This window comes from Methylolobus aquaticus, from assembly GCF_054172105.1.
Map to the genome: position 1 here is coordinate 262,099 of NZ_JBSYXP010000002.1, position 24,143 is coordinate 286,241.

General features: G+C 63.2%; 22 protein-coding genes. 9 read left to right on the forward strand and 13 right to left on the reverse strand.

Going from position 1 to position 24,143, the window contains the following annotated elements:
• Positions 1–52: 52 nt before the first annotated feature.
• The 4 genes from purM to ACW73L_RS03890 all read left to right on the forward strand — a co-directional run bounded on the left by purM (position 53) and on the right by ACW73L_RS03890 (position 3,127).
• Positions 53–1,099 carry a phosphoribosylformylglycinamidine cyclo-ligase gene (gene purM / locus ACW73L_RS03875; RefSeq protein ID WP_498920096.1) on the forward strand — a complete coding sequence of 349 codons (1,047 nt, stop codon included), beginning with the start codon at positions 53–55 and terminating at the stop codon, positions 1,097–1,099.
• 49 nt (positions 1,100–1,148) lie between these two features.
• Entirely contained in the window at positions 1,149–1,877 is a 729-nt protein-coding gene (locus ACW73L_RS03880) for a glycosyltransferase family 2 protein (RefSeq protein ID WP_498920097.1), read from the forward strand.
• Between the two features lie 92 nt (positions 1,878–1,969).
• Complete coding sequence (locus ACW73L_RS03885) at positions 1,970–2,350, forward strand: cupin domain-containing protein (protein ID WP_498920098.1); 381 nt, start codon at positions 1,970–1,972, stop codon at positions 2,348–2,350.
• A 354-nt stretch (positions 2,351–2,704) separates the two neighbouring features.
• On the forward strand, positions 2,705–3,127 hold the full coding sequence (locus ACW73L_RS03890) for a DUF6524 family protein (RefSeq protein ID WP_129884429.1): 423 nt from the start codon (positions 2,705–2,707) through the stop codon (positions 3,125–3,127).
• A 52-nt stretch (positions 3,128–3,179) separates the two neighbouring features.
• Here the strand turns inward: ACW73L_RS03890 and ACW73L_RS03895 are convergent, their stop codons facing one another.
• Both ACW73L_RS03895 and ACW73L_RS03900 read right to left on the reverse strand, forming a co-directional pair.
• Positions 3,180–4,496, reverse strand: coding sequence for an NAD(P)/FAD-dependent oxidoreductase (locus ACW73L_RS03895; protein WP_498920099.1), 1,317 nt, complete (start codon positions 4,494–4,496; stop codon positions 3,180–3,182).
• On the reverse strand, positions 4,493–6,124 hold the full coding sequence (locus ACW73L_RS03900) for a CHAD domain-containing protein (protein ID WP_498920100.1): 1,632 nt from the start codon (positions 6,122–6,124) through the stop codon (positions 4,493–4,495). Before ACW73L_RS03900 ends, ACW73L_RS03895 begins: the two co-directional genes overlap by 4 nt.
• 253 nt (positions 6,125–6,377) lie before the next feature.
• Between ACW73L_RS03900 and ACW73L_RS03905 the strand changes: the two genes are divergently transcribed.
• Entirely contained in the window at positions 6,378–8,555 is a 2,178-nt protein-coding gene (locus ACW73L_RS03905; RefSeq protein WP_498920101.1) for a RelA/SpoT family protein, read from the forward strand.
• 30 nt (positions 8,556–8,585) lie between these two features.
• Here ACW73L_RS03905 and ACW73L_RS03910 read toward each other — a convergent pair whose 3' ends face one another.
• Genes ACW73L_RS03910 through ACW73L_RS03925 form a run of 4 tightly spaced genes read right to left on the reverse strand, consistent with a single transcriptional unit; the run spans position 8,586 to position 12,425 of the window.
• Positions 8,586–9,488, reverse strand: coding sequence for a DUF6279 family lipoprotein (locus tag ACW73L_RS03910; protein ID WP_498920102.1), 903 nt, complete (start codon positions 9,486–9,488; stop codon positions 8,586–8,588).
• A 5-nt stretch (positions 9,489–9,493) separates the two neighbouring features.
• Positions 9,494–10,315: a carbohydrate ABC transporter permease gene (locus tag ACW73L_RS03915; protein ID WP_498920103.1), complete on the reverse strand. Its 822-nt coding sequence runs from the start codon at positions 10,313–10,315 to the stop codon at positions 9,494–9,496.
• On the reverse strand, positions 10,312–11,205 hold the full coding sequence (locus ACW73L_RS03920) for a carbohydrate ABC transporter permease (protein ID WP_498920104.1): 894 nt from the start codon (positions 11,203–11,205) through the stop codon (positions 10,312–10,314). Before ACW73L_RS03920 ends, ACW73L_RS03915 begins: the two co-directional genes overlap by 4 nt.
• Positions 11,202–12,425, reverse strand: a complete 1,224-nt coding sequence (locus ACW73L_RS03925; protein WP_498920105.1) for an extracellular solute-binding protein — start codon at positions 12,423–12,425, stop codon at positions 11,202–11,204. The genes ACW73L_RS03920 and ACW73L_RS03925 overlap by 4 nt, the downstream gene beginning before the upstream one ends.
• Before the next feature lie 209 nt (positions 12,426–12,634).
• Between ACW73L_RS03925 and ACW73L_RS03930 the strand changes: the two genes are divergently transcribed.
• Together ACW73L_RS03930 and ACW73L_RS03935 are read left to right on the forward strand one after the other, a co-directional pair.
• Positions 12,635–14,641 carry a glucoamylase family protein gene (locus ACW73L_RS03930; RefSeq protein WP_498920106.1) on the forward strand — a complete coding sequence of 669 codons (2,007 nt, stop codon included), beginning with the start codon at positions 12,635–12,637 and terminating at the stop codon, positions 14,639–14,641.
• Positions 14,642–14,650: 9 nt separating this feature from the next.
• Positions 14,651–15,751: an ABC transporter ATP-binding protein gene (locus tag ACW73L_RS03935; RefSeq protein ID WP_498920107.1), complete on the forward strand. Its 1,101-nt coding sequence runs from the start codon at positions 14,651–14,653 to the stop codon at positions 15,749–15,751.
• Positions 15,752–15,790: 39 nt separating this feature from the next.
• Here the strand turns inward: ACW73L_RS03935 and ACW73L_RS03940 are convergent, their stop codons facing one another.
• Together ACW73L_RS03940 and mobA are read right to left on the reverse strand one after the other, a co-directional pair.
• Positions 15,791–17,527 (reverse strand): DEAD/DEAH box helicase, encoded by a 1,737-nt coding sequence (locus ACW73L_RS03940; RefSeq protein ID WP_498920108.1) that lies wholly within the window; start codon positions 17,525–17,527, stop codon positions 15,791–15,793.
• Between the two features lie 314 nt (positions 17,528–17,841).
• Positions 17,842–18,462: a molybdenum cofactor guanylyltransferase MobA gene (mobA, locus tag ACW73L_RS03945; protein ID WP_498920109.1), complete on the reverse strand. Its 621-nt coding sequence runs from the start codon at positions 18,460–18,462 to the stop codon at positions 17,842–17,844.
• A 59-nt stretch (positions 18,463–18,521) separates the two neighbouring features.
• Between mobA and ACW73L_RS03950 the strand changes: the two genes are divergently transcribed.
• The gene (locus tag ACW73L_RS03950; RefSeq protein ID WP_498920110.1) at positions 18,522–18,986 is read left to right on the forward strand and encodes a DUF302 domain-containing protein; all 465 of its coding nucleotides are present in this window, start codon (positions 18,522–18,524) and stop codon (positions 18,984–18,986) included.
• Positions 18,987–19,084: 98 nt separating this feature from the next.
• A complete protein-coding gene (locus ACW73L_RS03955; RefSeq protein WP_498920111.1) occupies positions 19,085–19,552 on the forward strand; it encodes a hypothetical protein in 468 nt (155 codons plus the stop codon).
• Between the two features lie 31 nt (positions 19,553–19,583).
• On the opposite strand, the gene ACW73L_RS03960 is transcribed toward ACW73L_RS03955, so the two are convergent.
• From ACW73L_RS03960 to groES, 5 genes are all read right to left on the reverse strand, one after another.
• Complete coding sequence (locus ACW73L_RS03960; RefSeq protein WP_498920112.1) at positions 19,584–20,240, reverse strand: hypothetical protein; 657 nt, start codon at positions 20,238–20,240, stop codon at positions 19,584–19,586.
• A 14-nt stretch (positions 20,241–20,254) separates the two neighbouring features.
• Positions 20,255–20,887: a hypothetical protein gene (locus tag ACW73L_RS03965; protein ID WP_498920113.1), complete on the reverse strand. Its 633-nt coding sequence runs from the start codon at positions 20,885–20,887 to the stop codon at positions 20,255–20,257.
• Between the two features lie 191 nt (positions 20,888–21,078).
• The gene (locus ACW73L_RS03970; RefSeq protein WP_498920114.1) at positions 21,079–21,921 is read right to left on the reverse strand and encodes a 23S rRNA (adenine(2030)-N(6))-methyltransferase RlmJ; all 843 of its coding nucleotides are present in this window, start codon (positions 21,919–21,921) and stop codon (positions 21,079–21,081) included.
• Positions 21,922–22,018: 97 nt separating this feature from the next.
• Positions 22,019–23,644 carry a chaperonin GroEL gene (gene groL / locus ACW73L_RS03975; protein ID WP_498920115.1) on the reverse strand — a complete coding sequence of 542 codons (1,626 nt, stop codon included), beginning with the start codon at positions 23,642–23,644 and terminating at the stop codon, positions 22,019–22,021.
• Between the two features lie 44 nt (positions 23,645–23,688).
• Complete coding sequence (groES, locus tag ACW73L_RS03980) at positions 23,689–23,979, reverse strand: co-chaperone GroES (protein WP_129884447.1); 291 nt, start codon at positions 23,977–23,979, stop codon at positions 23,689–23,691.
• Between the last annotated feature and the right edge of the window lie 164 nt (positions 23,980–24,143).

A 24,143-nucleotide genomic window follows, 5' to 3' on the forward strand; every position in this document is an offset into this window, starting at 1 on the left:
ACAAGCGCATCGCAACTGCCCCCCCATCGAGATTGACGACAGGAACACGCCCTTGACGAGTGATGAAAACGACCGCCTCGACTACAAGGCTGCCGGCGTCGACATCGACGCCGGCAGCACGCTGGTCGAACGTATCAAGCCGTTTGCCGAACGTACTCGCATCCCCGGCGTCATGGCCGGACTGGGGGGCTTCGGTTCGCTGTTCGAACTCCCCGTCGACCGGTATCGAAGACCGGTTCTGGTGTCCGGGACCGACGGCGTCGGCACCAAGCTGAAGCTGGCCATCGATACGGGCCGGCACAGCGAGATCGGCATCGATCTGGTCGCGATGTGCGTCAACGATATCGTGGTCCAGGGTGCGGAACCTCTGTTCTTTCTGGACTACTACGCAACCGGGAAGCTCGATGTGGGCGTGGCCGCGGACGTCATCTCCGGCATCGCCCGCGGTTGCGAACTGGCCGGTTGTGCGCTCGTCGGCGGCGAGACCGCCGAAATGCCCGGTATGTACCGGCCAGGCGATTACGATCTGGCCGGCTTCGCCGTGGGCATTGCCGAGAAAGACCGTCTAATAACGGGGCAGGACGTGCGCGTCGGCGACCGTTTGATCGGGCTGGCCTCGTCCGGACCGCATTCCAACGGCTACTCGCTGATCCGCAAGGTCATCGAGCGCTCGCGCTGCTCGCTGGGCGCCGAACTCGACGGGAAGCCGCTCGCCGATTGGCTGCTGGCACCGACACGCATTTACGTGCGCTCGCTGCTAGCCCTGCTGACACAGATCCCGGTGCGGGCCATTGCCCATGTTACGGGCGGCGGCATCACCGAAAACCTGCCGCGGGTCTTGCCGGTGACGATGAGCGCCGAAATCGATCTGGGGGCCTGGCAGCAGCCGGAAATCTTCCGATGGCTGCAAGAACAGGGCAACATCGACGAATCCGAAATGCTGCGGACGTTCAACTGCGGCATCGGTATGATTCTGTGCGTGGGGCCGGACGACGAGAGCACCGCACTGGCCGAGTTGCGCGCATCCGGCGAAACCGCACTTGCGCTCGGCACCATCATCGACGGCGCCGGCCCGGTCCGCTACCGCCGCGGCGCCTGACACCGCCGCATCTCTTTCATCATTTCCAATCGCTTTCGGTCATCACTCCATGGAACTATCGGTCGTCGTACCCGTGCACAACGAGGAAGACAACGTCGAACCGCTGATCGGCGAGATCCGCGCAGCACTGGAAGGGCATTACGACTACGAGGTCGTCTACGTCGACGATGGCAGCACCGACCGGACCCTGGAGCGGCTGATCGCCCTGTCGCGTGAGTTTCGCCGGCTGCGCGTGTTTCACCACCGCCGCTGCTGTGGTCAGAGTACGGCGCTTGCTACGGGCGTACGCGCGGGCCGCGGGAAGATCGTCGCCACGCTGGACGGCGATGGTCAGAATGACCCGGCCGACATACCGCGGCTGTATGCGAGCCTGACGGCGCGCGAAGCGCCGCCGGGACTTGCGATGGTCGCCGGTTATCGCGCCAAGCGCCAGGATACGCCGTGGCGCAGGTTCTCGTCCAAACTCGCCAACGCCGTGCGCGGCGGGCTGCTCGGCGACCGAACACCGGACACCGGCTGCGGTCTGAAGGTTTTCCCCAAAGAGATATTTCTCAGGCTCCCGTATTTCGATCACATGCACCGCTTCCTGCCGGCACTGGTGCAGCGCGCCGGCGGACAGGTGATCTCGGTCGAGGTGAATCACCGCCCTCGCCTGCGCGGCGTCTCTAAATACGGCACGTGGCATCGCCTGTGGGTCGGGATCATCGATCTTTGCGGCGTCATGTGGCTGCAGCGACGGGCGCATGTACCCGAAGTCGAGGAGCGCTCTGCCCTCTGAGCCGGACGACCACGGAACTTATTTGCCTCGCGACCATCCTAGTCGGGCGGAGTAATACGCCGTTCCCACCACTGCCACTGATGGAGATATACATGCTCACAACGCCGACCAAAGCCACTCTCTCCGTCATCGCGGCCATCGGCTTGAGTACGGGCCTCAGCAACGCCGACGAAATGACCATGCCGCCGCGACAAATTCTTTTGGAAAAATCGGCGGAGTTGCCGGCCAACCCGATCAATGCCCGCGTCATTCGGGTGAGTTTCCCGCGGGGATTCAAGACGCCACTGCATACCCACGAAGGACCCGGGCCGCGCTATGTCGTGAAGGGCAAAGTCCGAATCGATGAGGGCGGGCAGATCAATACCTACGGCCCTGGGGAGGTTTTCTGGGAATCCGGCCAATGGATGACGGCCGAGAATGTCGGGGACGAAGAAGCCGTCATGGTTATCTTCGAACTCGCTAAACCCAAATGACCGCTGGGGCGCGAGCAATGGCGAAGCGGTGCGGGAACAGGCGAAAAAAGTGACGCGCACCGCGCGTCAAGTGGAAGGCGCTGGGCCTAGCTATGTCATCGCAGAACTGCGATACGGAAGGGGAGGCATCCCTGCCCCCTCGGACCCGTCCGTGATTCCCCTGAACTCGATGTGGGTGCAACAGTACCGCAGCTTCTCCGGTAGCGCTATGGGTGGAACCACGTATTGACAAAGACGTAAATATCTGTCGACGCAACTAAGCCTTTCGCATTCGTAGCACCCCCAGGGTTACAATGCCGTTGCCCCCCGCAATGAGGCGGCGCATTTCAACCAGGGACCGCAGGAATCCGATACATGCTTCGTCTGCTGGCCGGCTTGGCCTTTTTCCCCCGTTTTCTGTTCGCGTTGGTTCTGGTCTTCGCGACCTACAACCCCGAGCCCCCTTACTCCTACTTCTATTGGGCACTGACCGACTTCAGTTCCTTCAACTCGGTCAAGGCCTTTGTTGGCGTAGTGCTGCTGACCGGCTGGACCATCTACATCAGCGCCACAGTGCACTCGCTGGGCTGGCTGGGCCTGATCCTGGCCTGCGCGCTGCTGGGCACCGGTGCCTGGGCCGTGATCGACCAGGGCTGGCTAAGCGTCGAAAACCCGAAAGTCCTGACCTACCTGATCCTCGTGCTGATCGCGGCATTGCTGGCCATCGGCCTCGGCTGGTCGGTCACGCGCCGTAAGATCACCGGAACGGTCGACGTGGACGACGGACCCAACCGGTGACTTCGATCGGGTCCGCATCGCCGCGGCGGCGCACCGCGACCAAAGGCCAAGGTCAATGCAGTTTGATCTTGGGCCGCAACCGACTGCTGAAGAAGTTCGCGATCATCAGCATCATGACCCGGAACGGCCCGAAAAGCGCCAACTGGTGCATCTTGTAAAGCGACAGGTAGACGAGACGCGCCATCAGCCCCTCGACCATCACACTGCCCAGCAGATTCCCCATCAGGTTGCCAACGGTGCTGAATTTGCCCAGTGCAACCAGCGAGCCGTAGTCGGTGTAGTGATAGTCGAGCAGTGGCTCGCCCTTAAACTTGCGGGTCACATTCTTCACCAGCAAACTCGCCTGTTGATGGGCTGATTGAGCCCGCGGCGGCACATTCCGATCCTTCCCCGGCCAGGCACAGGCGCAACAATCGCCGAGCGCGAAAATCGTGTCGTCAACGGTCGACTGCAGCGTCGGCTTCACCACGATCTGGTTGATCCGGTTCGTTTCCAGGCCGATCGTCTTCAGGAAATCCGGCGCCTTGATACCCGCCGCCCAGACCTTGATCGCGGCCGGGATCAGGTGACCGGAGGCCGTTTTGACGCCTTCGGCCGTGACTTCGACCACCTGTTCTCCGAGACGCAGATCGACACCCAGTTTGCGCAGTTGTTGCTCGGTGGCGGCCGCCAGGCGATCCGGCAGACCGGGCAACAGGCGAGGCGAAGCCTCGATCAGGTGAATCCGGATGTCGGATGGCTCGACCTTGTCCAGGCCGTAGGCGCTTAGCAGCCGCGTTGCCTGGTGCAGCTGCGCCGACAATTCGATACCGGTCGCTCCGCCGCCAACGATGGCAACGTCGAGTTGGCCGGGCTGCTTGACACCCCCTTGCACATGAGCCCGGGTGTAGGCTTCAAGCAGACGAGTCTGAAACTGCTCAGCCTGGTCGGTCGAGTCGAGAAAGAGGCAATGCTCGGCCACGCCCGGTATGCCAAAATCGTTGCAGATGCTGCCGACGGCGATGACCAGCAATTCGTAGTGATGTGAGCGCGCCGGAATGATTTCCCGACCCTGGGAATCGATCATGGCCGCGAGTTGCACCCGCTTGGTTTCACGATTCAGACCGACCATGCGCCCCAGGTTGAAGCGAAAATGGTTCGCGTGCGCCTGCGCCAGGTAATCGAGTTCGTCGTCGTTGACGTCCAGCGTCCCGGCGGCCACTTCGTGCAGCAGCGGCTTCCAGATATGGGTGCGGGCGCAATCGATCAGCATGATCTCCGCCTGCTTTTTCTTGCCCAGCGTGCGCCCCAGTGAAGTCGCCAGTTCCAGGCCTCCGGCGCCGCCCCCGACGATGACGATGCGCGGGAGCGCGGCGTTCGATGCTTTCATTCGTTTTCTCCTTCTTTTTCGGTCCGGGCCGGCGCGTGATGGGTGCGTCCGGTCGTCCCCACCGCGGCGGTGGGCTGCTCTTTGAACAAGGTCTTGAATCGGGCCCGTTCCTCTTTGCGGGCGAAATGCCTCAGCGCTTCGGGAATCTCCGCACGCCGCGCGGCCTGCAGCTGTTCGAAGTGCCCGAACAGCATACCGACCGCCAACAGGGTTGGCGATGAAATCTCGCCGTCCTGCCGCAGTTGGGCAAACCAGCCGCGCAAATACTCGCGTTGCACCTCGGCATCCTGGAACGCTCCCAGACGGTCCTGAAGCAATTTCAGGGCCTTGATCGGCCGCCGCATACGGTCCTTGGCGTGGAAGGGTTGCACCACCTCCAGCAGGTAGCGCAACTTCTTGCAGCTTTTGCGGAGCTCGTGAATGCGCTCCGAGGGTGTTGTCTCGTTCACCGTTCCGGCCGCTTTGGCCACGCGACGGTACAAGGTCCAGATGCGGCGTCCGGCGACTGAAACGATCGGCGCCAGCGCATTCGGCGCTGTCGGCCGCCGCGGGGCACTGCGCGCCAGCCACTGTGGCCATTCCGCCTTGAAGCGCCGATACCGTGCACTGCCGAGTGACCTGACCAGAGCGGCTTGGGCCGCCGCCGCCTCGTGCGCCAACAAGGTGCGCAGTGGCACGAGGTCTTCGCGCAATTCGCTCGGAAGCTGCTGCTGGAGATCCTCGAAGTGCAACAGATAAACGTCCAGATCGCGGGCCGGGCCGGTGATCTCCCCCAGCCACGCCAGGTCGCGGACATGGCGCGCGACGGACCGCTCGGGAAAAACGCCCTTCAATTGCCCCAGCACGACGCGACTGCGCCGGACAGCAACACGAAAATCGTGCAAAAACTCCGAGTCGACCGCACCGATAATGCCCGATTCATTCGCCGTGAGTGTGTCGAACAACGCGGCCAGGACCCGACGCGCCGCGACGTCGGTCCGCAGTTCCGGCGCGAGGCCGGGGAAACTGCCGGACGCTTCCGCCGGGGGCAACTTACCCGCCGCCGCGAGCGCCGCATGCCAGATGTCCTCGGTGGTCGGTGCAATGAGACCGCTATCCAAGAGTTCATTCACGAAATGCCGGCCGAGCTTGTCATTCGACGCGTCCCAACACACGGCAAGACGCTCCGCCAGCAGGTGCGGACGACCGGCCTCCGGAATCCATGTCGAGCGAACGCGGAACAGCCTGACGGCATCGGGAACGGCTTCCGGAAAGTCCAGGACTGTCAGAAACGCCCGCTGCAGGCGGCATTGCGGCAACAGTGCCCGCACGTCGATCACTGCAGTCAGTTCCGAGCGCAGATCCGTGTCGTCGAGGTCCCATGCGAAACGCGGCATCGCGGTCGACGCCCAGATTGCGCTGCGACGCGCGCGCGATGCGCCGGCCGCCCACAACTGCAGTTCCCCGCGACCCTCCCCGGTCCGTTGCAGCACGCACACCTGACCTCGACGGAAGAGGCGGCGGTCGAAGGTATCGAGCACCGTCGCCTCGACGATCGATCGTTGACCCTGCGACGCTGATGTCGGGGCCGCCGTCAGCGTTCCATTCGGCCAAGTTGGCAGCCATTCTGTGATTCGTTCGCTGGTCATCGCGCCTGCCCGTCTGTTTCGCCGTGACTGGGAATCCGCACCCATTCCCCTTTTTGGAGGGACTTCGGCAAAAGCCACAAATAAGGTTCTCGGCTCGATTATTGCGTGACTCAAGCAGCGCTCGCAATCGTGGTCGGCGCTGCGACCGAGTCGGGCCGCACTTGCTAAAATGCGGAGAGCTCCCACCACGCAGCTGCGCTCAGCCGAGGAATGCAGCGCGCTCTCCGCCGAGAACCGAAACGCCCGTCAAGCGATGAAGCACACGCTTTACCAATCCGATATCGCCGAGAAGCCGCTGGCCGAACTGCGCGAACTGTTCCATTCGGGCATGAACCGAGGCGATTTCCGGCATCTGGACGAGGCGCTCGCCCTCGCCGTGCAGGCTCGGGACGAGGACCGTCAGGTGCGGCCGCGAGGGCTGGAAGTCGCTCACATTCTGCGCATGCTCCGGGCCGATGCCACGACGGTCGCCGCCGCGATGCTAAGCGATCCTTACCTCCGCGACACCTACCCGGCCGGAAAGATCCGCTCCGACTTCGGCGCGGCGGTCGCCGATCTGGTCGACAAGGTCAACTGGCTGAACACCTTCGGCGACTACACGATCGACCAGACGCAGGAGCCGGAACAGGCGGAGCTGATCCGGCGCATGCTGCTGGCCGTCGTCAACGATGTGCGGGCCGTATTGATCAAACTGGCCTATCGTGTCCACCGGCTCCGGATCCTGAAGTATCAGGAATGGGCCAACCGCGAAGTGATTGCCCGCGAGACGCTGGACATCTACGCCCCGCTTGCCAGTCGCCTCGGCATAGGACAATTGAAGTGGGAACTCGAGGACCTCGCGTTCCGCTATCTGCATCCCGACGACTACAGGACGCTCGCGAAATCGCTGGCGAACAACCGGGCCGAACGGGAAACCTACGTCAAACACTTCATCGAGCTTTTGTCGGCGGAACTGAAAGCCAACGACATAAAGGCCAAGGTAGTCGGGCGACCGAAACACATCTTCAGCATCTGGCGCAAAATGCAACGCAAGCAGGTGCCGTTGAACGAGCTATACGATCTGCTCGCGGTGCGGGTGATCGTCGACGACGTGCCCAGCTGCTATCTGGTGGTCGGCCTCGCGCACAATCGCTGGCGGCACATCCCCAAGGAGTTCGACGACTACATCGCCAACCCCAAGGAGAACGGCTACCAGTCACTGCATACGGTGGTCATCGGTCCGGACGACCGGCCGGTGGAAATCCAGATCCGGACGCCCCAAATGCAGGATTTCGCGGAGTACGGCGTCGCCTCGCACTGGCGCTACAAGGAGGGCGGCAAGGCCGATCTTGCCTTCGAGCGCAGCATCACCTCCTTGCGCCGCCTGCTGGAGAGCGAAGAGGACGACCAGTCTCTGCTCGAAGACTTCCGGGCCGACGCCTTCAAGGACGAGGTCTTCGTACTGACCCCCAAGGGTCAGGTCATCCGCTTGCGGCGTGGCGCGACGCCGCTCGATTTTGCGTATGCCATCCACACCGAAGTCGGGCATCGTTGCCGCGGCGCCAAGGTCGACGGCCGCATCGTGCCGCTGACTTACGCCCTGAAATCGGGCGAAAAGGTCGAAATCATCACGGCCAAACACGGCGGCCCCACGCTGGGCTGGCTGGACCCGCATCTCGGCTACGTCAAGACGACTCATGCCCGCTCCAAGATCCGGACCTGGTTCAAGCAACAGGACCATGACAAGCATTTGCGTGCGGGCCGCGCCATCCTGGATCGTGAGCGGCACAAGCTCGGCCTGAAGCACGTTGACATGAGCGATCTGGCGCGCCATTTCCACCTGTCACGCCCGGACGACGTCCTGCTCGCGATCGGGCGCGGCGACATCAACCCGGCGCAGGTCGCGGCGGCGCTCCGCATCCCGGAAATCCAGCCGCTTCCAGTTCCGGCGGCGCCGCGCCGCGCGCCGGCGACGGTGACCAGCGAAGAGGTGACGGTACAAGGCATCCGGAACCTGGTAACCCATTTCGCGCTGTGCTGCAATCCGGCGCCCGGGGACCCGATCACCGGCTACATCACCGTCGCCCGGGGCATCGCGATCCACCGCCAGGACTGTCCGAACATCGTGCGACTGCCGCAATGGAAGCGCCAGCGCCTGATCGACGTCGCCTGGGGCGCCGAACCCGAGGTATTCCCGGTGGAAGTCGAGATCCAGGCCCTCGACCGCAAGGGCTTGCTGAAGGATGTATACCAGGTGCTGGCGCAGGAGCACATCAACGTGATGCGCTCGGAAACCCAGACGAACCCGAACGACCGCTCGGTTTCCATGCATCTGACGCTCGAGGTCGCCGATCTCGGTCAACTCAGCGTCGCGCTCGACAAACTCAATGAGATCAACAATGTGCTGGCGGCCCAGCGGCGGGAACAGGACGAGAGCGCGACTCCGGACTGACCAATGGGGTACCCCTGACGTCTCCGCCCGCTATCGGGCCGTAAGGGCTGCCAGCGGGTCGATCAGAGCCTGCACACGCCCGGCAAGGTGCGCACGCTGCGCAGGCGTCAACGAGCGGTCCACATCGAGCACCATGGCGCTGGCTTCCTGTTTCAGTCGATCCAGATAACGCTGGTAATCCGGCGACCGACCCCACTCCCAATGCACCAGCCAGTCCCGGAAACTCTCCGCGAATGCCCCTTCGCGCCGGGCTGCGAGCAGGGTCAGAAAGCCCTGTTGACGGCGCAAGCGATCCTCCCAACGCAGACGGACACCATCGGCAGGGATCATCTCGACTGCCCGCTCGATACGCTCGCGCTGATGCTCGGCGAGCGTGCCGACCCAATCCTCGGCCACATCGAGCACCCGTGTCTTGCGCCATGCCGCGCGGTCGGCCGGGGCATCGAGCAGATGCCATTCCGCAGCCCACTCCTCGTTTCGCGCGGCGAACTCCGCGCGGCAGTGTTCCAGTTGACGCTCGTCGAGACTCGCCATCAGCACCGCCGCGTCGGCACCGACTCGCTCGGCCAGGCGCCGGTAGCGCAGTAACACCCCTTCGGCAAACCAGTCGAGGTCGTCGCTCCGCAACCCCCGTTCCAACCGGACCCTGGCATCCATCAGAAAGCGCACGTAGTCGGGCAATTCCTCGCTGCGGTGCCAGGCCATCAGCACCGCGACCCGATCATCGAGGACGAGTTGCTGCGACTCGGTCAGGTCAAAGTAGCGGTTGACCGTATAGCTCAGCAAGCGGTCGGCCTGGCTATACAGAAACTCGACCGTACTGCAGGCGGACAGGAACAAGACCAACGTGATCGTCAGCCACCGGCCGGGCGTCGCACCCGGCGACAGGCAGCGCGCGCCCGGTGCCCTGCCCTTGCTCCGAATCAGCAGCACGCCCCTCATTCCTTCAACGCGCCGGTGGCCAGCCCGGCGAGGTAATGGCGTTGCAGCGACAGGAACACCAGCACCGCCGGCAGCGTCGTCACGACGGCGCCGGCCATCATCAGTTCGGTGTCCTGAGCATGCTCCCCGAGCAGGTTCGCCAGCGCGACCGGCAGCGTGTAGCGATCGCCATCACTGAGCACGATCAGCGGCCACAGGAAGTCGTTCCACGACCCGAGAAACGAAAACAGCGCCAGCGTCACCAGTATGGGCCGACACAGCGGCAGCACCACCGAGCGGAAAATGCGCCACTCGCCGGCCCCGTCGATGCGTGCGGCATCGAGCAGGCTGTCCGGAATCGAGCGTGCATACTGCCGGATCATGAAGATCCCGAACACACTGGCCATGCCCGGCAGGATCACACCGGCATAGGTGTTGACCAGACCGAATTGCTTCAGCATCAGGAACAGCGGCAGCATGCCGACCTGCGCCGGGATGACCATCGTCGCGAGCAGCAGCCGGAACAGGCGCTCGCGGCCCGCGAAGCGGAGCTTCGCGAAAGCATAGCCGCCCAATGTGTTGAACAGCAGCGACAGACACGTCGTCGCCGCGGCGAGCAGCAGGCTGTTCGCCAGATAACGCGGGAGGTCCAGGCGCTGCCACAAGGTTTGGTAATGCATCAGGGTCGGCGCTCGCGGGAGCAGATGGGGCGGCAGATCGGCGGCCTCGAGCGGCGACATCAGCGACACGGACAGCATCCAGGCCAGCGGAAACAGCGTCAGCCCGGCCAGCATCGCAACCCCGAAGGTCGTGGCCCAGCGGGCCAGCGCACCGCTCATGAAGGCGCCCCGCGCCGCCGGAGCCAGGCCTGTAGCCCCGTACCGATCAGAATCAGCGCAAACAGCATCAGGGCGAGTGCCGATGCGTAGCCCAGGTTCCACCAGCGAAAGCCCTCGCGATACATCAGCAAGGCGACGGTGAGCGTCGCGTCGGCGGGTCCGCCCTGCGTCATTACGTACGGCTCGGCAAAAACCTGCAGATGCCCGATCAAGGTCACGATCGCCACGAACGCGATTGTGGGTGCCAGCATGGGCAGGGTGACATGGCGGAACTGGGCCCAGCGTCCGGCACCGTCCAGCGCTGCGGCCTCATACAGCCGGGCGGGAATGCCCTGCAGGCCAGCGATGAAGATCACCATGTTGAAGCCGAAATTCTTCCAGACGGCCAATATCAGGATGGCGGGCATCGCCGTTCGCGCATCGCCGAGCCAGTCAATGGGCTCGAACCCGGCCCAGGCCATGAGGTGATTCAACGCTCCGTACAGTGGGTGATATAGATAGCGCCAGACCACCGCAACGGCCACCAGGCTCGTGACGACCGGCAGGAACAGCGCCATGCGCCACACGGCTACGCCCGGCAATCCCGGCCGGGTCAACAGCAGCGCCGCCCCGAGTGAACACAGCACCGACAGCGGCCCGCCGACCAGCGTGAAATAGAGCGTGTTGCCGAGCGCGCGGTCGACCAGGGGATCGTTCCACAACCGGCGGTAGTTGTCGAAACCAATCCAGCGCAGGCGGTCCAGGTCGCCGAGTGCGTAGATGTCGAAGTCGGTGAAGCTCAGCACGAGACCCGCGGCCACCGGCAACACGAAGAACAGCGCGATCAGCAACAGCGCCGGTGCCACGAAGCCGAGCGCCGGATTGACCGGTGGCCAGAGCGGGGTCCTCACCGGCGCTCCAGCAGCCAGCGCCGCTTCTCCAGAATCGCGTCGACATCCCGATCCAGGCGCTGCAGCGCGGCGTCCTCGGTGAGCTGTCCGCGCACGGCCAACTCACCGTAATAGCCAATCTTTGCGGCGATCCGTTCCCATTCCGGCACCTGCGGCACGGTCATGGTGCGCTCCAGCTGTCGCCGAAAGGGCTGGGCGTGGCGATCGTCGGCCAGCGACGGATCGCTCCAGGCAGAGCGGCGCGACGGCAGATCCCCGGTCAGCCGATACAGCGCCAGTTGTTGCTCGGTCTGCGTCAGATACTGCATCAGGTCCAGGGCGGCCTCGCGATGCGGTGAGTGCGCGGCGAGCGCAAGACTGGAACCTCCGGCCAGCGAGGCGCCGGGGTAGTCGTCGTCCCATGACGGCAGCGGCGCGGTCTCCCAGCGGCCGCCCCAACCGACTGTCAGGCGACGACCGATCTCGCCGATCATCCAGGGCCCACCAACGAAGAATACGAAGCGCCCCTGCACGAACTCCAGGGCCGGATTCCCACGCTGCGCCTCGCCGATCGGCGGCGCCCAGCCGCGCCTGAACGCATCGAGGAACAGCGCAAAGGCCGCCCGGAATTGCGGATGCCTGAAGTTCCCGAAGCGCCCCTCCTCCCGCAATAGTGCCGCACCGCGCTGCTGTGCGACGATGACCGGGAATCGCCATTCATCGTAGGTCATCGCAAGGGCATAGCGACCCGGTTCTGCGGCCGCAGCCAGGCGCGACATAACCGAGGACCATTCGACCCAGGTCCTCGGTGCCTGCCGGATGCCGGCGGCTTCGAGGAGATCGGCGCGATAGAACAACAGGCGCGTGTCGACATACCACGGAAGCCCGTACAGGCCCTCGCGGTAGCGGTTCGCGGCCAGAGCGCCGGGGAAAAAATCGCCCGCATCGCCCTGACCGGCGAAGCGGTCGGATAGATCGTCAAGCGCGCCAATCTCGGCCAGTTCGGCAATCCAGGTGTTGCCCAACTGGAACAGATCCGGCATGGCGTCGCCGACATGGGCCGTCAGGAGCTTCTCGTGGGCCACGCTCCAGGGTATCCCATGAATCTCGACACGGATGCCCGGATGACCGTGCTCGAATCCGGGCACCAGCGAGGCCAGTGCCTCCGCCTCGGCACCCATCGCCCACACCTTGAGACGCGTGAGGGTCTGGCGATCATCGCCCCCGCAGGAAGCCAGCATGAATGCGATGACGATCGCGAGCCGCCTACGGTACCGTCTCCATACTTTCGGCCAGGGGTGGAGGCGGGCCGAGCGCCGACCTCGCTCAGCTGTCACGCTTGCGAAGCCTGATATCATTGCGTTATGCATCGACTCGGCGCGGAGAAACGGCCGTTTCTCCGCAAGCCTCCATCCCTCGAAACGATCACACCACTCGCTCCACCGATAACATGGTCCGTCCGCTCATCCTGATACTTCTCAGCCTGACTGCTGCACATTGGCCCGCCGGTTCCGTCTCCGCTGCCGAACAGACACCGGTCAAGCAGTTGGTGCTGGCCGATTTCGAGCAACCCGGCGGGCGGCCAATCGCCGTCGACTGGCAGCGGGACCCGCCCGAATCGGAATTCGGGTTTCGCTACGAACTGACTGCATCGGACCGCGGAGGACAGGCGCTGCGCCTGAGCTACCGCCTGCCGGAGGAACCCTCGAAGGGCGGTACACCCGAGCAGGAGTACAGCCTGGGCCAGAATCTGATGGGGCTCGATCTATCAGCCTACGATCAACTGAGCTTCTGGATCAAGGGCGACGACGGCGAGGGCTTCAGCCCCAGGTTGACGGTCAAGTTCCGACGGGCCGCACCGAAGACCGCGGGAGCGTGGGAAGAGGCCAGCTATGCCATCCCGAACGTCGGTGCGGACTGGCAGCAGATCGTAATCCCGCTGAAGAAGCTGAAAGGCTTGAAGGAATGGCGCCCAATGGCTTACCTGTTGTTCGGCCTGGATGAACGCAAGACACCGGTCCGCCGCGGCGCGTATCTGATCGACGACCTCCAGTTGGTGCAGCTTGGTGCCCCGGGCGACAATCTGGCCGGGGGCGGCGAAGCGACACCGGCTGCGGCCCCGGCCGAGCCACCGCTACAGTGGCGCCTCAATGGCTGGCCCGAGCACAGTATCATCGATGCCTCCGACCTACCGGCGGACGACATCGAGTTTCTGCGCCGCGTTGCGAGTGACACCTGGCGGGGACTCGATGCGTTGGCCGACCGGGAACACGGTTTGCCCCTCGATCGGGTTCAGTATGCGAAGACCCAGGCCGATCAGCCCGGCATCGGCGACTATACCAGTACGACCAACATCGGCTTCCGTCTGCTCGCGGTCATCGCCGCCTACGAACTGAAGCTGATCGACGAGGCGCAAGCGGTGCAGCGGCTGGAAACGACCCTGAACACGCTGGCGAAGCTCGACACCGCGCATGGCTTTTTCTACAACTACTACAATACGACCCGCCTGCAACCCACCAGCAGTTTTCTGTCCTTCGTCGACTCTTCGTGGCTGACCGCGGGACTCATGGTGACGCGGCAGACGTTCCCCAGCCTCGCCGAGCGCTGCAACCGGATCATCGACCAGGGCGATTACCGTTTCTTCTACGACGAAGCGGCCAAACTGATGACGCTGGGTTATTCGGTGGACACCAGCCAGCGCTCGTCCGATCACTACGGCACGCTGTTCGCCGAATCGCGCATCGGCAGCCTGATCGCAATCGGCCGGGGGACCGTACCGCGGGAGCACTGGTTCGCGATGATGCGCACCTTTCCTCCCGACGCCGGCTGGCAGACCCAAGTACCGCTGGACCGTAAGGAAAAGGTCGACCACGGTTTCACCTGGACCGGCGGCGTGTATGAATGGAAGGGGCTGCGCTACGTGCCCTCCTGGGGCGGCAGTCTGTTCGAGGCCTTGATGCCTACCCTGGTCCTCGACGAGAAACAGCACGCGGCCGAGAGTCTCGGACGGAATGGCGCGATCCATACCGAGATCCAGCGCCGGTATGCACTCGAAGAACTCGGTTACCCGGTTTGGGGGATGTCCCCGAGTTCGACACCGGGCTCCAACGGATACGGCGAATACGGGGTGCGCGTCCTGGGCTCGCACGGCTACCCCGAGGGGGCCGTGAGTCCGCACGCGGCCGCACTGGCGCTGCTGACCGAACCCGAAGCCGCGACTCGCAACCTGCGCCGTCTGGCCGAGCGCTACGCGATCTATGGCGACTTCGGCTTCTACGACGCCGTGATTCCCGGCACCGGCGAAGTGGCCTACGTCCATCTGTGTCTGAACCAGGCGATGATCCTCATCGCCATCGCCGACCATCTCGCTGATCACGCGATCCAGAAGCGCTTCGCGGCGGACCCGATCATTCAGCCCGTCCTCGACCTGATCGGCTTCGAGAACTTCTTCAACTGATCCGGCTCGATGGCCAGTGTTGCATTCGAGCAAGTCGGCAAAACCTATCCGAATGGTTACCAGGCGCTGGTCGAGTTCGATCTGGCGATCAGGGACGGCGAGCTCGTCGTCTTCGTCGGGCCGTCCGGCTGCGGCAAGTCCACGTTGCTGCGGCTGGTCGCCGGACTGGAACAACCCTCATCAGGGCATGTGCGCATCGGCCGGGACATCGTCGACGACTGGACCCCGCAGGCCCGCAATGTAGCAATGGTGTTCCAGGATTACGCGCTGTATCCGACAATGACCGTGCGCGCCAACCTGGGCTTCCCGCTGCAGATGCGCAAGCTCCCCCAGGCGGAGATCCGCCGCCGTGTCGCGTGGGCAACCGAACTGCTGGCACTGGGCGACCTGCTCGATCGCCTGCCGAAGCAACTTTCGGGGGGGCAGCGCCAACGCGTGGCCATGGGCCGGGCGCTGGTACGGGAACCGACCGTGTTTCTGCTCGACGAGCCATTGTCGAACCTGGATGCGCAACTGCGCACCCAGGTTCGGGGCGAAATCGTCGACCTGCAGCGTCGTACCGGCACGACGATGATCTACGTGACGCACGACCAGGTAGAAGCGATGACGATGGGCCAGCGCATCGCCGTGCTGTCGCGCGGCCATCTGCAACAGTCAGGCTCGCCTCAAGCCCTCTACGACACGCCGGCCAATGTTTTCGTCGCGGGCTTCATCGGCACCCCGCCGATGAACCTGATCCCGAGCGTTACGCTGCTGCAGGCGGCCGAGCGTGCCGCTGCGGCCGGCGGCCCCTCAGGCATGGAGTGGCTAACCGCGTTGACCGGCGACCAGGATTGCCACACCGCGGGCATTCGCCCTGAACACGTGGCCATCAACCGGGATCCGCAGGCACCGGGTCTTCCTGGGACGATCGTCCAGACCGAATACCTCGGTCACGAAACGCTGGTGCATTTCTCCTTTAGCGGTCTCGCGCATGGCGACACGCGGGCGATCTTCATCGCCCGCGTCGACGGTTCGCCGTGCTTCGAGAACGGACAGCCGGCGTCCGTCTGCCTCGACGGCAAACAGCTGAGCCGATTTGACGGCAACGGGAACCGAAGGCTGGGCTGAGACCCCGACTCGGCGCCCCTACCGACGCGTTAATCGAAGCTACCCGTTCTTCCGCGGGTAGCTCTTCCTCTTCATCGGGCGTTCGTCCAGGGAGCGCGGCGCAGCGCCATCCTGCCACAGACGGATGCGGATCTGCTTGCCGAGAATCCAGGTCTTTTCGAGGCGTCGCAGCGACTCCTTAGGCATGTCGGCCGGCAGGCTGACGGTGCTGAAGTCGTCGTAGAGCTTGATGTGGCCGATGGCCTTGCCGGGGATTCCGGCTTCGTTGGCGATGGCACCGACGATATCCTTGGGTGCGACCCCGTCATTGCGACCCACCTCGATACGGTACAGTGTGCCGCCATCGTCGAAACCGCGTTCGCGCGCACCGCGTTTCTTGGGACCCGTGTCGGCGCGACCGCGGTCTTCACGCCATTCACGGCGCTCCTGGCGCATCTCGGAAAGGTCCGGCCCCTCCGCCGGCACCAGCGGTCGGTCCTTCTGCGCGAGGTAGGTCAGCGCGGCGGCGATGTCGGTCGGCGAGAGCTTCTGCTCCCGACCGATCTCCTGGACCAGTTGCCGGTAGAAACTCAGTTCCTCTTCTTCCAGCGTGCTCATGACCAGTTCCTTGAACTGTTCCACGCGGCGTTCGGCAATATCCTGATGCGTCGGCAAGCGCATCTCCTTGATGCGTTGGCGGGTCGCGCGCTCGATCGCACCCAGCATGCGCTTTTCGCGCGGGGCGACGAACAGGATGGCCTCGCCCTTGCGCCCGGCACGACCAGTCCGGCCGATCCGATGCACGTAGGCCTCGGTATCGTAGGGGATGTCGTAATTCACGACGTGGCTGATGCGGTCGACGTCGAGCCCTCGCGCAGCGACATCGGTGGCCACCAGGATGTCCAGCGTCTTCTTCTTGAGCCGATCGACCGCTTTCTCGCGGAGCGCCTGGCTCATGTCCCCGTTGAGGGCGGCAGCGGAATAACCGCGGGCTTCGAGCTTCTCGGCCAGTTCTTCCGTTGCCAGCTTGGTCCGCACGAAGATCAGCATGCCGTCGAAGTCCTCGACTTCGAGGATGCGTGTCAGTGCGTCGAGTTTGTGGGCGCTGGAGCCGAGCCAGTAGCGCTGCGAGATGGCTTCGACAGTCGCCGTCTTGGCCTCGATCTTCGCTTCCTTAGGCTCGCGCAGATGGCGTTTTGCGACTTTGCGGATCGCTTCCGGCATCGTCGCCGAGAATAGCGCGATCTGTCGCTCGGGCGGGGTGTGATCGAGGATCCATTCAACGTCATCGATGAACCCCATCTTCAGCATCTCGTCCGCCTCGTCGAGTACGAGCGTCCGCAACCCCGACAGATCCAGGGTCTCCCGTCGCAGATGGTCCATCACGCGCCCGGGCGTGCCGACGATGACATGTACGCCGCGCCGGAGCTGGCGCAACTGCGTGTCCATGCCCTGGCCGCCGTAGATCGGCAGGATATGGAAGTCGGGAAGATGGCGGGCATAACTCTGGAACGCTTCGGCGACCTGCAAGGCCAACTCGCGTGTCGGTGCCAACACCAGCGCCTGCGGCTCGCGGCGCGACAAGTCGATCGCGTTCAGGATGGGCAGCGCAAACGCGGCCGTCTTGCCCGTACCAGTCTGCGCCTGACCGAGCAGGTCGTGGCCGGCCAGCAGATAAGGAATGCTCGCTGCCTGGATAGGCGACGGCGTTTCGTAACCTACTTCGTGGACTGCCTGCAGGATCGGCGCGGCAATATCGAGATCAGAAAAGGAGAATGGGGTATCGGTCGATTGCATGAAATGAGGAAAGTTAGAACAAAGTAAGAGGAATCAGAGAGGTGACAGACCGTCAGGCCGCATGGCAGCCACTAAAACACCGTCGGAAGCACGTGTTTTCGCCCTCGTTCGGCACCTCTGGCCTCCCTAAACCCATGGGGAGAATGAAGCAGGGAGCGGCGTTCGCCTAGTGGGTGGGTAGGTCGCTAGCTTGGCGGCTGTCGCGCCGGCATCGGGCGACTTCGTCTGCCGCAACGGAGGGAATTGCGATCGTATACCGCAAGCGGGCGCGCAGTGCAAGTCTCAGATTTCGAAAGCAAGGGGAATGACACCGCCTAAGCTGGTGGAAACGGGTCGCCTTCCAGCATCAGGCGCTCCACCCTTGCCAGGTCTTCAGGCGCGTTCACGTTCGCGAAAACGGCTGGAACGTCACTGCAATCGGCAATCGCAAGGCGCTGTCCCGCCAGCCAGGCGTCGACTTTGCGACCTCCGTCGGCCAGGTAAGCTTCCAGGCTTGACTTCAGACTGCGACGCGCCAGCATGAACACCGGTTGGAGCCGCGCTCCATCGGCAGGCACGCAGACGTCGGCCTCCTGAGCCGCCAGCGCATCGGGTAACCGTCGTAGCACAGCCTCAGTCATGAGCGGGGCATCGACCGGCAGCGTCAGGACATAACCCGAGCGAGCGTAAGCCAAACCGGCCAGCAGACCCGCCAGAGGCCCGTCGAAGGCATCCGTTGCATCGGGGATGACCGGATATCCGAAGGTCGCATAACGCTCGGCATTGCGATTTGCGTTGATTACCACCGATCCTGCCACGGCCTGCAGCAACGCCACCGCATAGGCCACCAGCGGTCGGCCGCGACAGTCGATCAGCCCCTTGTCCGTGCCGCCCAGACGCCGCGCGCGCCCTCCGGCCAGCACGATTCCCGTGATTTGCGAACGATCGGGAGACAAGATGCTCGGATTGGCCACGCGGCTTTATAATTCGCGAATTAAATGGAGACGATGCCCCGATGGTCAAGCCTGACCCCTGGCTTCTCGCCGGCTTGTCTGCCCTGCTCGGCGGCTGCAGCACGGCGCCCTCGCCCAAGCCGGCGCCAGGATATTACGAAGCATCGACCACAAAGCCGTACGGCGACGTGATGGCCGAGTTGAAACTGGCGATCACCGAGCGGAATTTCCGCATTACGGGCCACAACAAGATCGGCAGCGTGATCCGGGAACGCGATCATATCCCGTTTCCCGATTATGATACGGTGCAATTCTGTAATTTGACTCATGCCCGAGTGATGCTCGAGATCGAACCCGCAGCCGTGCGCTACATGCCCTGTAATGTCGCGGTGCGTCAGCAAGGAGGCAAGGTCTTCGTGACGACCCACCTGTTGCCCACCGACTCGGCCAGCCCGGAACTGAATGAGTTCGCGCTCAGGATGAACGACCAACTCAAGGCAATCGTCGATTTCGCCGTCGAGAACTAAACCGCTTCACCTTCCCGTCCGAGCGAGCCGCCACGAGGTTTTGCTCCGACAGTATTGACACCACCGCTCGCCACTAACCCGGAACATTTCCTAGACCCATGAAAAACTGGCACGCCGGATGCGCTTATCCCCTACTGTTTTTGACCCTGGCAGCCACCGGCTGCAAACAGGAAGCGCCCCCTCCCGGCGAAGCCGCACCCGGGACGACGATCCAGGCACCCGCAGCAGTCGGCGCCGATCGAACGGTGAACGATTTCCCGACCCTCGCACGCGTCGAGTATGTACTGCAATGCATGCTCGAACACGGCGGACAGAACTACGACAACCTGTACCACTGCACCTGTGCCGCCGACACGATCGCGTCGAAGATGTCCTACGAAGAGTTCAGTCAGTCGCTGACCTTCACCTACATGTTCTCGACGCCCGGGGAGAAAGGCGGTGAGTTCCGCGACCCCCCCGAATCTAAGCGGCTGCGGGACCTGCTGAAGGAATCCAAAGCATTGTCGCAGACTCGCTGCTTCCCCGAGATTCCCGGGGAGAGCCAAAAGGGCGGCGGTAAGAAGTAGCCGACCTCATCCCGGCCGCAGGACGACGGCGTCAAGCCATCACCGAATGGATGTGGCTGATCTTCCCCGCCTGACTCAGGCGATAGAACTTTCGCAGTTCAGTCACCATTTCGGCCTCGCGGCGCTGTTTCAGGTAACTGTTCTCCAGGTTGAAACAGAACCGGCCCGCATAGTGGCTGGCATCCGCGTAGCGGGTACGGGACTCGCCGTCGAGGGCCTGATCGAACACCGGTGAATCAAACAGGCAACGCCAGACGCGCTCGGACGAACGGGTCTTGCGCTGGCGCGAGAACAGTGAGGACGCCATCACGTATTTGTCGACCTCGGCCTGCAGTTCGAGTTCGAGCAAGGTCACGCCGCGATCGCGGCTCGCATTCCAGCTCATGTAGAGGAAATGGCTGACGCCCTCCAGTGCCAGCAGAAAGTCCTCGAAGTTGTCGCGGTGCAGTTCGTCGAGCGGACAATCTTCCTCCAGACAGCCGAGAATACCGCTGTCGAGATACAATGCGAGTCGCACCTCGTCACCATCCTGCGAGACCAGTAGCTTCTCCCGGTTCTCGCGCGGAGTCAGGCTCTCATCGAGCCGGCGCGCGATGTCGGGGTCGGTGATCACGAAGTCCTCGACCGCGTGCTCGACCTCCACGTGGTACAGACCTTCCAGCATTTGCTGCAGGACATTCAAGCGCATGGCACCGACCCCGTTCAGTTGGTGCAGCGTGGGCTTGAGCCGGCGACCGGCTCGATGCCCATTTTGCGCAGACGCTCGGCCGCGCGCCGGCTTCCGGTGCGTATCCAGATCTCGTATAGCCGCATGATGTCGGTGTCGGAGCTCAGCCGCGAGTTCTCGCCGACTTCGGCCAGCACGTCGACGAAGCTCGGGAACTTGTCGGACAGCTCCCCGAAAATCCCGGATAAAGCCCGCCCGCGCACCGTTCCACGACTGATGTCGCACAGAAAACCGTAGGCACTCCCGCCCATCGCGATGTAGTAATCGACATCGACGACCTTCCGGTTGAGGCTGGAAGAGAACAGACCGGAAATCAGCAGCGCGACATCACCGAGCCGCTTCAAAGCGATCTGACGCTGCTCCGCCGATGTCGCTGCAACGGCCTCGGCGTAAATCAGGGCTAGCGGCTTGAGATCGACGCCGTCAGGGGTTCGGGTGAACAGGTTTTCAGCATGGGTGTAGTAAGCCAGCAGGTTAACGACATAGAAAACGGTGTCTTCTGCCGCGTCCACCTTCTGGTTCAACAAGGCCGAATGTATCGAATCCCTGAAATGCTCACGGACGTTGACGTCCGTAACCAAAGCTCCAGCAGGACAATCGGATGCCATATGCACAGCCTCCTGTGGGTTTCGTTAGGGAGGGATTCCCGGTTACACAGCCATGGGAGGCTGGCTCCGTAGAAATCCTACGGCCCGAGCATAGCATTCACGAAAATGTCAAGAAAGAGGACTCAGCCCTTGCCACACGGAAACGGACTCTTGCCGTTTCCAGCGGCTCGACTATCGCTTCCGCCTTGTTATTATTCGGGTAATAGCCAGTCGACGAACCACTGTCCGTGCCGTCCGGGGCTCAGTAGTGACCACAGCCACGGCAGGATCGAAGCCAGTTGCTCGTCCAACTGCCATGGTGGGTTGATGATCAGCAAACCGCTGCCGAGGAGTTTCCGGTCGGTTCCGGCCTCCGCCGTGCACAGTTCCGTGCGCAACACTTTGCGGATGCCCGAGACTTGGAGAGCGCGGTAGAACCGTTCCGTGGCTTTCCGGTCCTGTATTGGATGCCAGATCGCGTACTGCCCGGTCGGCCAGCGGAGCCAGGCTGCGTGGATCGCGTCGACGACCCGCTCCCGCTCTCCCTTCAACTCGAAGGCGGGATCGCATAGTACCAGGCCCCGCCGCTCGCGCGGCGGGAGGAAAGCCTTCAGTCCCTGATAGCCGTCCAGATGATGGACTCCAGCCTGCCGGTCGCCGGTGAACTGAGCGCGCAGGACGTCGATCTCGGTGGAATGCAGCTCACACAACACCAGTCGATCCGCCGGCCGCGCCCACTGCCGGACGAGTAGCGGCGAGCCGGGATAGTGCCGCAACTCATCGCCGTCATTGATCGCCCGCACGGCGTCGAGATAGCGCCGGACGGCCGGTGGGGCGTCGGCCGCTCCCCAGACTCGAGCAATGCCCTGGCGGAACTCCGCGTTTTTTCGCGCCATGGCCGAGGTCAGGTCATAGCGACCCGCGCCGGCGTGCGTGTCCAGATAGCAGAAGGCGCCGTCCTTGCGCTGCAGCGCAACGATCAATTCGGCCAGCACGACGTGCTTGAACACGTCGGCCGCATTCCCGGCGTGAAAGCCGTGTCGATAGCTCAGCATGCGCACAGCACCATGAGTCGATGGGATGCCCGAAAAAAGAAAGGCCCCGCCGTCGCCGGCGGAGCCTTTCCTGCTTCCGATCCGATGGACGGATGGATTACATCATGTCATCCATGCCGGGACCGCCAGGCATCGGCTTCTCCTTCTTCGGGAGTTCCGCGACCATGGCTTCGGTCGTCAGCATCAGGCCGGCGATCGACGAGGCATTCTGCAGTGCGGAACGCGTCACCTTGGTCGGATCGAGAATACCCATCTCGATCATGTCGCCATACTCACCCGATGCGGCGTTGTAGCCGAACGTGCCCTGACCGTCCTGGACCTTGGCCAGGATGACCGAGGGCTCATCGCCGGCGTTCGACACGATCTGACGCAGCGGCTCTTCGACCGCACGACGCAGGATTGCGACGCCGACCGTCTGGTCGTGGTTCTTGCCCTGCAGATCCTTCAGCACGGACTGCGCGCGGATCAGCGCGACACCACCGCCGGCCACGATGCCTTCCTCGACGGCAGCACGGGTCGCATGCAGCGCGTCTTCGACACGGGCCTTCTTTTCCTTCATCTCAACTTCGGTGGCTGCACCGACCTTGATTACTGCAACACCGCCCGCCAGTTTGGCGACGCGCTCCTGCAGCTTCTCGCGGTCGTAATCGCTGCTGGTCTCTTCGATCTGACGACGGATCTGCTCGACGCGCGCCTTGATGCCGTCGACCTTGCCGGCGCCATCGACGATCGTCGTGTTTTCCTTGTTGATCTGGACCTTCTTCGCACTGCCGAGATCGCTCAGTTCCAGCTTCTCGAGGCTCAGGCCCAGTTCTTCGGAGATCACGCGGCCGCCGGTCAGCACGGCGATGTCTTCCAGCATGGCCTTGCGGCGGTCACCGAAGCCCGGCGCCTTGACGGCACAGACCTTGATGATGCCGCGCATATTGTTCACGACGAGCGTGGCAAGGGCTTCACCCTCGACATCCTCGGCCACGATCAGCAGCGAGCGGCCGGACTTCGCAACCTTTTCCAGCACCGGCAGCAGGTCACGAATATTCGAAACCTTCTTGTCGTGCAGCAGGATGAACGGATCTTCAAGTTCCGCGCTCATCGTCTCCTGCTGGTTGATGAAGTACGGCGACAGGTAGCCGCGGTCGAACTGCATACCCTCAACGACATCCAGTTCGTTGTCGAGACCGGAGCCTTCTTCAACCGTGATGACGCCTTCCTTGCCGACTTTGTCCATCGCGTCGGCGATGATCTTGCCGATCGAGTCGTCGGAATTGGCCGAAATCGTTCCGACCTGGGCAATCGCCTTGCTGTCGGTGCAGGGCTTCGACATCTTCTTCAATTCTTCGACGACCACGGAGACCGCTTGATCGATACCGCGCTTGATGTCCATCGGGTTTGCGCCGGCTGCGACCGACTTCAAGCCCTCGCGAACGATGGCCTGGGCCAGCACGGTCGCGGTCGTGGTGCCGTCACCGGCGACGTCGGACGTCTTGGACGCCACTTCCTTGACCATCTGCGCGCCCATGTTCTCGAACTTGTCTTTCAGTTCGATTTCCTTCGCAACCGAGACGCCGTCCTTCGTGACGACCGGGGCGCCGAAGCTCTTCTCGAGCACGACATTACGACCCTTGGGGCCGAGTGTCTGCTTCACGGCGTCGGCCAGGACATTCACACCGGCCAGCATCCGCTGGCGCGCGTCATCTGAAAAGCGGACTTCTTTTGCTGCCATCAGTCATTTCCTCCGTTGGTTCGGGGTTCAAGCAAATTTCGAGATCAAGCTTCGAGGACGCCCATGACGTCGTCTTCGCGCAGCATCAGGTAGTCGATGCCGTCGATCTTGACTTCGGTGCCGGAGTACTTGCCGAACAGAACCTTGTCGCCGACCTTGACGTCCAGGGCGCGCTTTTCGCCGCTGTCGAGCAACTTGCCGTTGCCGACCGCAATGACTTCACCCTGAATCGGCTTTTCCTTCGCGGTGTCCGGGATCACGATCCCGCCCGGCGTAGTCTTCTCTTCCTCGAGGCGCTTGACGACGATGCGATCATGCAAAGGACGAATCTTCATAATGACTCCCTGAGTTGAGGGTTGAGTTGATTGACGGTGCCGTAGTGAAAGCTGTGATTAGCACTCACCACCGAGTGCTGCTAACAATATATGCACGCGGGTCGGCTTTTCAAGTCCCCGCGCCGAAAAAATTCCCCGCGCCGCCGACGCGTCGCCGAGTCACC